The 13575-nt window shown below is 65.4% G+C and carries 4 protein-coding genes and 2 pseudogenes; 3 read left to right on the top strand and 3 right to left on the bottom strand.

Annotation, left to right across the window (positions count from 1 at the left end):
- Positions 1 to 24: 24 nt before the first annotated feature.
- The 3 genes and pseudogenes from ACIPTO_RS34840 to ACIPTO_RS34830 form a co-directional block, all read left to right on the top strand.
- The gene (locus ACIPTO_RS34840) at positions 25 to 630 is read left to right on the top strand and encodes an SMI1/KNR4 family protein (protein ID WP_401198728.1); all 606 of its coding nucleotides are present in this window, start codon (positions 25 to 27) and stop codon (positions 628 to 630) included.
- 385 nt (positions 631 to 1015) lie between these two features.
- Positions 1016 to 1378: pseudogene (locus ACIPTO_RS34835) on the top strand (SMI1/KNR4 family protein); the annotation flags it as partial.
- A 139-nt stretch (positions 1379 to 1517) separates the two neighbouring features.
- Positions 1518 to 1634: pseudogene (locus ACIPTO_RS34830) on the top strand (IS5/IS1182 family transposase); the annotation flags it as partial.
- Positions 1635 to 1745: 111 nt separating this feature from the next.
- Here ACIPTO_RS34830 and ACIPTO_RS34825 read toward each other — a convergent pair.
- The 3 genes from ACIPTO_RS34825 to ACIPTO_RS34815 form a co-directional block, all read right to left on the bottom strand.
- A complete protein-coding gene (locus ACIPTO_RS34825) occupies positions 1746 to 1961 on the bottom strand; it encodes a hypothetical protein (RefSeq protein WP_401199095.1) in 216 nt (71 codons plus the stop codon).
- A 143-nt stretch (positions 1962 to 2104) separates the two neighbouring features.
- Positions 2105 to 8758 (bottom strand): RHS repeat-associated core domain-containing protein, encoded by a 6654-nt coding sequence (locus ACIPTO_RS34820; protein WP_401198726.1) that lies wholly within the window; start codon positions 8756 to 8758, stop codon positions 2105 to 2107.
- A gap of 120 nt (positions 8759 to 8878) precedes the next feature.
- Positions 8879 to 12559, bottom strand: a complete 3681-nt coding sequence (locus ACIPTO_RS34815) for a LamG domain-containing protein (protein WP_401198724.1) — start codon at positions 12557 to 12559, stop codon at positions 8879 to 8881.
- Positions 12560 to 13575: the final 1016 nt, after the last annotated feature.

The following is a 13575-nucleotide window of genomic DNA, read 5'->3' as shown; positions in this document are numbered from 1 at the left end:
TAACCTTCGAGAGGTGATGGATTCGTGTCCTGGCTTGAAGAAGTGAGACGCATCATGCCCTCCCATCCGGGAGCCGGTGACACAGTGGACTGGCGCACTATCGAGGACAGTTGGGGCACCCGTTTCCCCAGCGACTACAAGGAGTTCATGGCCGAGTACGGCGAAGGTGCGATTGATGACTACTTGTCGTTGATGGCACCCGAGGTCCACAGCGAACCCGGCGGTGAGTCCTCGTACCAGGGCATGCAACAGGAAACGTGGAACGCGCAGGACATGTGGCGGACCGCCAGGCCGCAGGCGGTGGACACTCCGCGCCTCGTCGCCTGGGGAGTGGATTCCAGTGCGGACCTTCTGTGCTGGCTGGCTACGGATACTGATCCTGACAGGTGGCCCGTGGCGGTTTGGAACCAGGACGACGCGCGATGGACCGAATACCGGTCCGGAATGGTGGAGTTTCTGTGCCGTCTGTTCCGCGCGGAATTTGACGAATGCCCGCTGGGCGCGGTTTCACTCTGGGGGGTCGCCTCTCCGCGTTTCTTGCACAGGGCCGAGGAACAGCGGCTCAGGAAGGCCGGAATCTCCCCGTGGACCGGTGAACCCGACCCGTTCGCGGGTATGTTCGGAGACTGAATTGATTTCTCCCCGAGTGGCGATATGCGGGTTTCCGAGGGTGCATGCAACTGCGATGCTCGCCTACGCCGTGGAGCGCGGTCCCGCTTTCCATAGCCGGATTCTCTACGGGCCCGTTACTCTGAGGATGCACAAGAGGGATGAGCTGGAGACGCTGCCTGCACCGGTGGACAACCTTGGCGGCAAGAACGAATGACGTGACCGCTACACATGAAGCACCACGTGATCACTCGGGTCCACGGGCGGAACCACCCCTGGCAGCGCCGACTGTCCAAGAAGGCGACCCGCAACGAAGGATGACCATCTCGGACGTGCGCTGGAGATGCTCGGCGAGCCGTCATGGCGATACCAAGATCCTTAAGCATGGCTCAAGCCGGAGGACGAGCTGGGCGTGGGCTTCCCGGAGGATTTCAAAGAGATCGTCGGCACCTACGCTCCCGTTCAGCTCAATGGCCATCTCTATTTGAGCCCCCCGGCAACCGAACGCTGGAACCTTGCCGAGTGGATCCGCGGAACGTCCCGCGCCTGGTCACAGATCGCGCGGGACGAGGGCGAACCCGAGGGCGAACCCCGCGTCCAGCTCGGCACCTCCAACCTGGCTTTCGGCGCTCCGGACGGCCTGATTCCGCTCTGCAGCACCGATCGGGGCGAGGAGATCTTCTACGCTCCTCGGGGCGCTCTGGGACAGGGATCGCTCTTCATCGAGAACGGCGAAGGCGAGTTCTTCGAGTACTCGTTCTCGTTCGCGGAGTGGCTCTACCGCTGGCTCACGGGACCTGGCGGTTCCGCCTTCTATCCGGACCCGACGGTTCACCAGTACCTGCCCATGACACAGGCGAGCACCGGTAAGAACGTGTCCTACGTGGTGATCATTCGTTGGACTGGTCATGGGGCGGGGTACGTGGAGTTGGACTGTTCCGGATGGCCTGTGGGAGATCGCGAAGCCGCTGATCCCGCCGTCGAGAGTGCGGCCGCAAGGCGGCGGAACGCCGGATACACCTGATGGGTTGAAGCCTAGAGAAAACGTTGGCGACCCGTTTATTGCCCTAGGCCCCATCATTCCTCGCCAGTCCGCGGGGCATTATCTTACCCGCCAAGACGCCTGGACTCACACTCTAATTGCGGAGATGCGCGAGGTATTCGGTTCCCCATCCGATGAATCCTTCATCATCGTCCACAACACAGGGCCACCCCTCGCACAGCGCCGCCACGACGAAATTTGCGACCTCTACCGAACGATAGTCGATAACGAAGGCTGTCCATTTCCCGATGAGCCCCTCAATAAGGACGAGCTCATCCGTCTCGTATTCGCTTTGCAGCTCATCTTCCACGCCTGATTCCATCCAGGCGATAGCCCCATTGCGAGACACAGTTACCCGTCCATCACGAATATCCGCATCACCCCCGTGCGCGAGCAGTCGATCTCGCACCATTTCGACAGTCACATCGCACGGAAGGAACGTAATCAATGCCCTCACGGCTTCACCACCGAAAGCAGATCTTCCATTGAAGTGACACCAATGGCGCCGCGACTATTAACTTCCTTGATGACACTCGGCCTGAGCTTAGGGCCATAAACGATCACCGGTTTGTCCGTGCCTTCTTGAGTTCGCGTCACCTGTGCTCCTGCACCCTTACCAGGACCTGCCTTCACCTGAATCACCGCATTCTTGAGCTCAATATCGAAATCGGTCAGCGTGGATCCGTCGGGCCGTTGGACAGGGACATTTACATCCTTAACCAGGCCAGGATACTTTGCCTCAATTTCAGTAGCGACATCACCCACGAGAGGATCGTCCGAGGTAAAGGTTCTCGGTGCCGCGGAGGAGCCGGCTGATTCCCCGCCAGCCTCCGAGAACGCCTTGCCAAGACCGTCGTTGATGCGCCCGATACCGTCGGCCGTCCCGACCGCCCCGACGCCCACCAGCGTCACACCACCCGCGACAGCCGGCGCTCCCGCAATGCAGCCGACGAGGGTGAGGCAGAGAGCGCCGCCTCCGATGACCGCGTCACCGCCGAAGCCCATCAGGATCATGCTCGCGACGGTCTCCGCGCCCCCCTTCCAGACGTCAGGCTGCGAGAAGATCGCGGAGCCGTAGTCCACGACAGTGTCGGCGGCGCTGGACAGCCAGCCCCAGGAACTGCCGCCCTTCTTGGTGGTGGCCTTTCCGGTGCTGCTCGTGCTGACCGTGCCACCGCCACGGCTGCCGTCGGGGTTCCGGTTACTGCCCCCGGTGGAAGTGCTGGGGCCGTGCGGCTGGCCGTCGGCGCTGCAAAAGGGCGGGCACTGTTTGTTACCCCCGTCGTCGCCCGATCCACTCCCTCCACCGTCCCGTTGAAGCATGAGGCCGGTGGGATCGCTGCCGGTGACCGGGTTGTTGTCGGCGTAGCTGTAGCCGTTGAGTGATTGTGGGTCGGCCAGGTCGAGCACCGGGTCGACGCTGATGAAGCGGCCCGTGACCGGGTCGTACTCGCGGGCACCGAGGTGGGTGAGGCCTGTCGAGGAGTCAGCGGAGGCGCCGAGGAAGGCCTTGTCGTCCGGCCAGGTACCGGTGCCGCCAGAGCGCGGTGCGCCGAACGGGGTGAGATAGCGCTTGGTGACCGCCTGGGTGGTCGCGTCGACGGTGAGGCTGCTGGTGCCGTGCTGGTCGCCGGCGAGCCAGCTCAGGGTCTGGGTGCCGGTCTTGTTGGTGCGGAGCGCGACGACCTGGCTGCCCGAGCTGTAATACCGCTGCGCCCAGTACTTGGCGGTCGACGTCGCGGTGTTCAGGTGGACCTCAGTGCCGTCGTCCAGGTAGAGGACGCTCTCGCCGTTCGCGTTGCGGCGGATCAGCAGAGTGCCGTCGGCGTCGTAGACATGGCTGGTGGTGGTCTTGGTGGTGCCGGTGCTGGACTTCTCGGTGAGGGTGTCGAGTTGCCCCCCGGGGGTCCAGGTGAGGGTCTGGGTGTCGGTGCCGTTGGGGCGGGTTGTGGTGTTGCCGGTCGCGTCGTAGACGTAGCTGGCGGTGACTCCTGTGCATGAGGTCGCCGTGGTGGTGGCCGTCAGAGCGTGTGGCTTGCCTGCGCTGTAGCAGTAGGTCTTGGCAGTGCTACCGGCCGATGTGTGGGTGGTCTCGTTGGAACGCAGACCGCTGTCTGTGTAGCTGTACGAGGTCCAGTAGGGCGATGCACCGCCGAGGTTGGTGGTGGTGCGGCCGGTTGCAGAGCAGTCGGCTGTGGCGGGGGTCCAGGCTTCGGTCAGGCGCTGGTGGCCGTCGTAGGTGAAGCACTCGTAGTCGGCCGCTCCGGTACCGCCGAGGGTGGTTGGGTCGGTGATGGACGTGACATCGCCCGCGGCGTCGTAGGCGTAATTCAGTTCCTGCAGTTCGTAGTTGTGGGTCTCGTCGGTGACGGCCGACTGCTTGAGGCGGTCGGTGCCCTTCTCCCAGGCGTTGGTGATGTAGGCCTTCTTGGTGTCGACGGCCGGGGAGGTGCCGAGGGTGAGCTGATTGGTCTGGCCGATGGCGGAGTAACTGGCCGCGAGGAGGTAGCCACTGGTGCCGCTGACGGCGGTGGGCAGGCCCACCGCGTTGTAGTCAGACTTGACGATTTCCGCGGACAGGCCACCGGCCGCGGGTTCGGAGATGTATTGCTGGGTTCCGCTGAGGTTGTAGCGGGTCGAGAAACTCAAGGTGGCCGCGACCGCCCCGGAGCTGACCAGCGCGTCGGTGGACGGCAGGACGAGTTGCGTGGTGGTGGGCCGGTTCAGGGTGTCGTAGGCGGTGACCTTCTTGGTGTAGGCCGTCCCGGACACTCCGCCCACGTAGCGGGTCGATGAGTCCAACTGTCCCTTGAGCAGGGTGTCGTAAGCCCAGTGGGCGAGTTTGTTGGCGTCCGTCTTGGACGTCTGCCACTCGTCCGTCTTGCGGCCGAGTACGTCGTAGCCGTAGAGGAGCGTGGAGTTGCGGGAATTGTTGGTGGTCGCGATCTGGTCCAGGTCGGTGTACGAGGTGGTGGTCTTCCCCTCGTCCGGGTCCGTGGCCGAGACCTGGCGGCCGAACAGGTCGTATGTGTAAGACCAGTTGGCGTTGTCCGGCCCAGTGACGGTGTCGGGCTTGCTGTCGCGTGTGTAGCTGTACTTCGTCCTGGTGAAGGCGGCGCCGACGCCAGCGCCGTAGTCGGTGTCGGCCGGGTCGGTGCCGGCGTAGTCGCGGCGCTCGGTGGTGCGGCCGAAAGCGTCGGTGATGGTGCGCACCGCGGATCCACCGGTCAGTGCGGTGGTGGCGGTGGAATCGCCGGTGTAACTAGTGGTCGTGGACCACTTCTTGACGCCATCGACGTACAGCGTGCTGGTGATCGGCCGCTCGGCTCCGTCGAAGACGATGTCGGTCTGCTTGGGCGCCCCGCCGTAGACGGCCTGCGCGTACTTGCCGGAGGGAGTGGTGGAGGAGTCGAAGACGTCTGCGTACGTCTCGTAGGCCAGTCCGCGGCTGTCGTAGCGGGTGTCGGTCAGCAGTTGTCCGCCGTTCGCTGTCGGGGACTGAGTCTGCAGTGGCCGCAACTGCGAGTCGTAGATCGTGTAGCTGGTGTTGTAGACGTCATCGCTGCGGATCGACGAGGTGGAGACCCACGGTGTGGCGTTGTTGGTGACGGAGTAGGCGTATGTGTAGTTGGGGCCGTACGAGTCGGCGCGGGAGCGGTTGGGCAGCCAGACGGCCGTGGCTCGGCCCAGGGCGTCATACGTGGACTCGGTCAACTTGCTGTTGACGTCGTAGGACATCACGACGGAGCCGCGGGCGTAATCGAGGTACGTGGAGCTCTTCTGAGCCTTGGGGTTGGTGATCGTCAACTTGGTCACCGGCCCGGTGGTGGCCGGGGTGTAGGCGGTGGTGGTGACGTCGCCTGTCGCGTTGGTCGCGGTCAGGGAGCGCCCCAGCGTGTCGTACGTGCCTGTGGAGACCGTCTGCCAGGACGTCGGGTACCGCTCGCCGGAGGTGGCCGTCGCCGGGTAGGCGGAGGCGCGTCCGGTCCAGGTGGCGTCGCTCAGGGTCGGTGTCTGCGCAGCCGTCCAGGATGTCGCGGTGGTGCTGTCGTAGACCGTGGCCGTGTCGGAGAGCACGTCCCCGCGGCTGGCGGACGAGGCGGGAAGGCTCAGGTCGGCTTCGGTGGTGGTGCAGGCGCGGCCGACCACCCGGGTGCGGGAGACCAGGGAGTTGATGCCGAGGCTGTCGTTGCGGGCGTACCAGGTGCGGGTGCAGGTCTCGTCGCCGGTGATGGCCGTATCGCCCGCGTCGTGGACCAAGGTCGGCATGCCGTAGCTGTCGAACGTGGTCGTCGCGCTGCGGGTTCGCCAGGCGGAGGTCGCCGTCAGGTACGTCGAGGTCTGGGTCTTGTACGTGCGGATGAAGTAGGCCTCGATGTTGGCGTACGACTTCTGCTGGCTGGCGGTCAGTTGGGACCAGGGGTCGTTGACCGTGACGGAGACGGGAGTCGTGCCGTTGTAGGTGATCTGTTCGCGGCTGAAGCCCGAGAAGCGGTCGTAGTCGGTCTGGTCCGGCACGGTCAGGCCCGTGAAGCCGACACCGGGCACGGACACGGAACGGGTCGTGCCGTCCTTCTTCTTGTCGCCATCCATGCCTTGGAGGTAGACGGACACGGTCTTGGACTGGGTGGTGCCGGCCGCACCCTTGACGGCAGTGACGGTGCGGTAGCCGCGCCAGTCGGACCAGGTGCGCTCGTCTGCCGGGGTCAGCGGGTCGTTGGAGTAGTGCCAGGCCGGGCCGGAGTAGCTGTAGTGGTTCTCCGTCGTCTGGCCGTGACCGGTGGGGTCGGAGGTGATGACGTCCAGCACGCGGTACTTGTTGAACCAGTCCAGGGTGGCTTCGGTGGCGCCGTTCTTATGCCAGTACGTCGGATAGCAGCTCATCGTGTCGTTGTCCTCGGACGACGGCATGTTCGAGCCTGCTACGCACTCCGGATCCGACAGCGTCAGGCTGGTGATCGCGCCGGTTTCGGAGACGACGCTGATGATGCGGGGCCTGTTCAGTGGCAGGATGTTGTCGGAGGAGGAGTCGACCCGGTTGGGTCGCATCTGGTAGGTGAACGTCACCGGGTCCAGAGTGATGGCGGTGCCGTTCTTACCGGTGTGCCGGACGCTCGCCAGGGTGAGGGTTCTGTCGGCGCCCTTCCCGATATCGCCGGGGTCCAGGAACTGCTGGGTGAGTGCCCAGGAGTCAACGGCCGTGTAGGCACTCGTGGTTGCCGACCAGGCGAGGGTGTTGACGCCGGTCAGTCGCTTGCGGGTGAAGAACGACGGACCGCTCGCGTTGCAGTCCGCTCCGGATGCGCAGACCGAGTCGAAGGGCACGTCGGGCCAGTTGGAGGCGGTCGAGGACGTCAGCGAGGAGCAGTCGGACGCGGTGCACCGCTCGTCGTAGTCGAAGGTGACCTCGTCCGAGGCGGTACCGGTGAACAGCGTGTCCTTGTTCTGCCCGTAGAGGATCTTGGTGAGGTAGCCGCCCCTCGTGTATTGGGCGGTGCCGGTGGTCGCGCCGTTCTTGGCGTAGTAGTTGGTCTCCGGCGTGTACCAGTACGACATCGCGTTGCCGTGCGGATCCACGGCGTAGTCCAGGTTCCAGCGCCAGGCCTGGTTCAGCGCGCGGCCCGCGAAGGAGGTTCCATCCGCGTATCCCGGCTCGCCGGAATCGTCGCCGAACACCGGCACCGTCCATACGGAGTTGGTGCGCTGGGTGCCCGCGCCGGGCAACTTGTTCTGGCCGAAGACGTACTTCGTGCCCGCGCCCGTGGTGACCGTCCAGTACTCTCCCACGCCGTCGATACCGGCGTCGCCCTCATCGCTATTGTCAGCGCCAGTCGAGTGGGTGACTGTGGAGGCGTCGTCGTCCTTGAGCCGCCAGATACCCTTGGTGTCGTCCTTCACAAGCTCGGTGGACTTGCCGTTCAGCACCAGCGAGGCGTTGTCGTACTTCCAGCACTCGTCGTACTTGCCGTCTTGGCCGTCGTCGTCGCACGAGCCGTAGGACCGCTCGACATAGGAGGACCCCACGTCCTCAAAACCCTCACCGACCTGTGTCCCCTGATTGTTCGTCGACGCCGTCCTGCCGTCGACGCTCTCGGAGTCGTACGACAACGAAAGGTCGGGGGCCGGGCCTGCGGCGGACGGCGGAGTGCTCAAGGGATACGACCACGTGAACGCGCCCGATGCGCTGCCCGCCTCCCAACTGGACGACGGCGAAAGCTTGCTGGCCGTGTAATTGCCGGAACCCGATGCCGATTCCCCGGAGGCTGCGGTCGCGGCCAGCACGGTCGCCGAGGTGGTCGCGGCCGAGGCGGCCGACAGGGAGGTCCGCGACGTCCGGCCCGTGTCGCCCGCCTCCCCCAAACCGACCTTTGCCGTCAGTGTCCGCCCGTCGGCGTCGTTGCGTGAGTCGATCGGTATCTGCGCCCGGCAGACGGCTTTGCGCGGAGTGGTCAGAGCGCAGGCGGGCAGTTGGACCAGGCGCAGCCGACCTGCCCAGTCACCGCCGTAGGCTGCGGCGAACGCCGAGTAATCGACGGTCAGTTGGGCGGAACCCGGCTCAGTGGCCGCCGCGGTGAGCACTACACCCCTGACTCCCGCGTCCTTGGCCTGCTGCTGTCCGAGAACCCGCACCTGCACCTGACCGGTCGCGGTGTCGGTGCCCTTGGCCGGGGCGACCGTGACCGGCAGTCCTCCGGCTGTCAGGTTCACCGCGGTGCCCTGCCTGGGTATCTCCCCGGTCGTGGTGGCGGCGGTGGGCCAGGCGACGTGTTGTGGGGCGCTGGCCCGTTTGGCCTGGGCCGCGTTGGCGGCCCTGGTTCTCGCGACCAGGGCTCGGGTCTTTTTCGCGCCCAGATCAGAGCTCGTCAGTACCTTGTCGACCTGCTGTCTGGGCCCAACCGGCTTACCCAGACCGGCACTTGCAGCCCGGGCAACCGGAGCTGCCAGCCCGGCCGAGGCCATCAGCGCCATGGACAGCGTCGCAACCACCGGCGCCCGGCCGACGTGCCGACTCGGCGCGTGGGCACGCCGGGGCGTCAGCACACCGCGGGTCAGGGCGCTGCGGGTCAGGGCGCTGCGGATCCAGCGGGCTTTCATGCCGGAACTCATGACGGGACCTCCATGCGGTCAAGCCGGGTGGGACGACATGTGCCGGGTATGCGTCCCGGGACCGCTGTACGGGCCACCCATGGACGCCACATCGTGCGGGGACAAGGGGACTCGAGTGGATCAGTCCCCGACTGTGTCGATGATCTGCTGCTGGTCGGCCATGGCACCTGCCCAGAGCCTGATGTCGGTGATCTTTCCTGGCAGATAGTGCGCCCACGCTCCGCCGACGTATCCCTCACCGGCCGCAAAGTCGTCGGATCCGGCTACCGCCGTGTAGGAATGGGTGGTGTCGGCGTCGTTCTCGTCGGGTCCGAGATAGAAGTGGATCGTGCCGGACGGGGCGTCGTAAGTGCCGGTCATCCGTACAGGGCTGCCGAGTTCGGCGTTGTCGTCGGAGACCACGCCGGTGAAACTGTCGTCGCTGTTCAGTCGGCCGAAGTACCACTTACCGACCGGAATCGTCGCGCCGGTGTCCTGATCGGTGCCGAACCTGGTCAGCTGGTACCAGAAGCCCCACGCGGATCCGTCTGCGCCGCGTTGGCCGACGACCTGAGCCTTGTAGCCGACAGGTTTGGTCAGCAAGGCGTTGCTGTCCACATCGACCAAGGTGGTGGCGGTGAAAGAGGCCGTGCTGTCGGTTACCGGCCCGGGGGTGGTGGCAGCAGCGCCCGTTCCGTTCAGGACTATGCCCTTGCCATCGAGGGAGGCCCCGCCGGTCAGCGTGAGCGTGCGGCCGTATCCCGAGGTGGAGTCCGCCAGTGTCGTGCCGGATGCACCGTCGGGGTTCCAGGCTCCCATCAGCTCCGTGCTCGCCTTGCCATCGGAGTCCAAGAGCCGGTCTTCGGTGGCGATCCCGCTCTCCTCCTGCGTCAAGTCCCTCTGCCAGATGGCCACTTCGTCGATCCGGCCGCGCCAGTAGTTCACATAACTGGGCGTGCCCGCACTGAAATTGGCCCGGCCGAACTGCAGTGTGCCGTCAGTGGCCTTCGCGTCCGAGGTGACCGGCAGCTGCACCGGCGAACCCTGCGAACGACCGTTGACATACAAGGAGATGGTGCGCGCGGTGGAGTTGTAGACACCGGTCAGGTGCGTCCACGTCTTCAGCGGGACTCCTGCCGAGTCGGCGTTCGCACCCTGGTACTTGCGAACACCGTTCTCGTACCAGTTCCACAGGAACACCCACCGTTGAACGCCAGGCGAGTAGTAGAGCGCGAACCCGGAGCCGTCGCTGCCCGTTTCCGACAGCACCGTAGGGTAGTCGGATGTGTCCGACACATAGGCCCAGGCCGAGACGGTGAACGACGACTGCGTGTTGACCACCGGAGCGGCGGTGGCCGCGTACCCGGACTGGCGGGTGGTGTCGGAGGTGTCGTTCAGCCACAGGGACCGGTCCCCGTCGCCCCTGCGGGCCAGCGAGGACCAGCCGGAGCCGGCTGTGTACAGGGTGGCCGGATGCCGCGCTCCTTCCGTCGCCGTGTCCGCGGCCGTGGTCGCGCCGGAGCCCGGGGCCGCGTCGTCGAAGTGCCAGCGTCCGACGGCAGGTTTGCCCTCGGAGACATTGAACTTCACGATCGTCGCCGGACCCCAACGCCCGGCGCTGTCCTCCGCCTTCACCTGCAGTTGCTGAGTGCCCGCCACCTGGGGTGCGATCCCTACAGTGGGGGTATTCCCGGATATCGGTTTTGACCAAGTGGTGGAACTGGCCAACTTGTACTCGTAAGCGGTGTTGGTGTCACCGGAGGCCGGGGAGAAGGCGAACTGTCCCTGCACGCCCGGACCGCCCCCGGGATCGCACGCGTTGGCGGTGCACGCGGAGTAGGGACTCCCGCTCCCGAAAGCCACCGTGGGTTCCTTCGGGCCCGTTGTGTCCACCGTGAAGTAGCACCATTCCTGCGTGGTCACCGTACTGTGCGACTCCAGAAAACTGTCACCGCTGTTGTAGTACGAGCGACTGAACACCGCGAACCGGTACAAAGTCCCCTCGGACAGCGAGATCGGCGACGGGTAGGTGAGCACAACGCCATTGCCGACATAGCCGCTGGTGGGCCGCACCGGCTCGGTCGCCACCGACCATGTGCCGGCACTGCTCCGCTGCTGGATGTAGTAGTGCGCACGCAGGCTCGCCCCGCTGCCGCCGCCCGTCGCAGTCCACACCCTCGCGGTCAGACTAGGTGTGGGGCTACCAATCACATCTGGCGTGGCGGAATCGTTCTCACAGGTAACGCCACCACTTTGTACGATGCCAGCTTTGGTCGGGACAGCGGGAAGCGCCACGTAGGTCACCGACAGCACCGCGTCGTCCCGGAACCTCTTCCACGCGCTGGTGTCCGTCTCGTCCCGGGCCTTCACCAGCAGCGTCAGCCGTGAGAACTTGCCTGCCGCGAAGTTCCCAACCGTCGTGGTCAGGCTGGAACCAGTGAATTCGATCGGCGCCGCGGGCTGCGAGGGATCGCACAGTGAGCTTCGGCCGGCGGCGACATCGCGACTCGCCATCGTCCCCAGGTTGTTGGGACGCGTGGACCATGTGGTGGACGAGGAGATGTTGCTCGTACGCTCCAGGTCGACCCAGCGCGGATCGCAGGTGAACGACCAGCTCTCGGTGGCCCTGAACGTCGCGGACAGCACTTTCTTGCCCGCCAGACCACTTGGCGAGAACTGGAAGTACAGGCGTTCGGTGTAGCCGGGACCGCAGTAGTACCCGTTCCACGATGAGCAGTGGCCCGTGCCCTTGCCCTCATTGTCACTGCCGTTGCTCCAGTTGAAGTCGGAGACACCGTCCGAGCGCAGATAAGTGTGGGCCGTCTGGTCCAGGCCGACACTGGGGTCGATGTAGACCGGGAACGCGCTGCTGTCGGTGTTGCCGAGCAAGGTCGCGTCCGGAACCACGGTCAGCGAGTCCGAACTGACCTGCACCGGGAGCACGGCCGACGCGTCGCCGTCGCCCGGCCCCGCGGTTCCGTCGTCCTTCGTACCGGTGGACGGATCCGTGGTTGCCGACAGGGACGGGCTGACGGTCGAAGTAACGGTGGCGATCCGCTCCAACTGTGTGGCTACCCCGGCGGTAGGCGCGTCTCCTTGCGAGTCCCACATCAGTGCGGGGGGAGCAGCGAACACCGGGCGTGCGTCGTCGTCCACGGCGGTCATACCACCGCCGCTCGTCGGCGCGACGGTCAGCCCGTCGGACTGGAGCGAGAAGGCGACCTTCTTCAACGCCGGATCGACGGCCGCTTCCGGGGTCTTCACGATCAGCAGGTCACGGAAGCCCTCGGTCGTCGCCGTCATCCGCAGGTCCACGCCGGGAAGCACATCGGCGTAGACCGCGTCTGCTCCGTTCAGCGTCGGCTTGGGCAGCACCCCTGGCCACCCCAGCCGCAACGACTTGCCATCCCTGGCGATGTCCACCAGGCCCGAGCCCTCACCGCCACCGGAGAACGTCAGGTCCACCACCGCCGCCTTCGGACCGACGCTCCCGTTCGCGCGAACTGCCAGCGTCGCGTCAGGGTCCGTCCACGACCCAGCGCTCTGCCGCACCCGCACCGGCACGGTCGACTGATCCCGCGTGAAGGTCGTGCCGTCCGGATTGGCGTACGTCGTCTCGTACTCCGTGCGATCGGCGGCGACTTCGACCCGGGAACCGTCCGCTGCGGCCTTCTGTGATGCGGCAGCTTCGGCAGACAGGGATGCCGGAGTGCTGGAACCGTCAGACTGGCCGGCAGCCACCACCGGATTCATGCCTGTCGCCGCAACGGGCTGAATCACCAGAACCACTGCAGCCAACAACGCCGTGCGCACCAACTGCACACGCCTTCCCCCGCGTTCCCCCACAACCCACCCCTAGGTTCTTGACTCGCCAATCACAAACACTTGGCGATCGAGAAGCCTGGCAGGGCCGCTTAGACCGATGCGTAAGGAATCTTTCAAGGTCAAGCAATAAGACACCCAGTTACAGGCAAAGGGTCCTTTCGTTCACTTCAGCGCAAGCCAGGAAGCCCCAAACAGACTTGTTTGGGGCCGCGTTGAAGAAGTGATCTGCCCAACGTCGTGCGCGACTTCACGGAAGGCCCCGCGTCGTCGCGAGCCAAGTTGGGCCGCTACCGCTCACAACAGCCAACAATCGTGACGAACAGGTGGGGCAGCATGCACCGAGCGGCCTGGCGGTCGGTGACACCCATGGCACATACCAGCATCAAAAGGACGAGATCGAGGTCGGGATCCGCTGCGCATACTCCGCCACATCCGTGTCACGATCCCCATTCCCGCTTGCGGGCCACACGGCTCCGAACTGGACCTATGCGCCCGACCTGGACCGGCTGGACGCCCGCGGACGGCTTGCTACGGCCTGTGCCATGTGGGACCGGATCGCGCCGTCGCCCAGCGCGGTCCGGTTCACGAGCAATAGTGGGCCACCGCCACCGGCCGTCGCGTCCTTCCAGCACCACCGCATACCAGCCAGCAGCCCAGCACATCCCCGGGCTTCGCCGGGCCAGCGGCCCCCGACACCCCTACGAACCGTCCAGTTCGGCCATACGCGCCGAACGGTCGCACGCCATCTCACGAACCGCCCGTCCCGGCCACCACCAAGATCCGGACCATACGCGGGCCAAGACACACCAGTTCGCCTTCAAACGCTGCATTCGCGCTGGCCAGGGCCACACCCGCGGCGTACCACCAGCAGACCAAGAACCTCCTCGTGAGCTACTCGCCGAAGAAGCTGGGCTTCTTCTAGTAGTGCTTCGTTAGGTCTGTGCGTTTGTGCTGATCAAGAGCATCTTGAGGGTGTGGACAGGCATGAAGTGAACCGATTACGGGCGTCGTTG

It is taken from the genome of Streptomyces sp. NPDC090083, assembly GCF_044747445.1.
In the GTDB taxonomy this organism is placed as follows: Bacteria; Actinomycetota; Actinomycetes; order Streptomycetales; family Streptomycetaceae; genus Streptomyces.
Note: the sequence above shows the minus strand (reverse complement) of the source record. Positions and strands in the feature narration are given on the sequence as shown.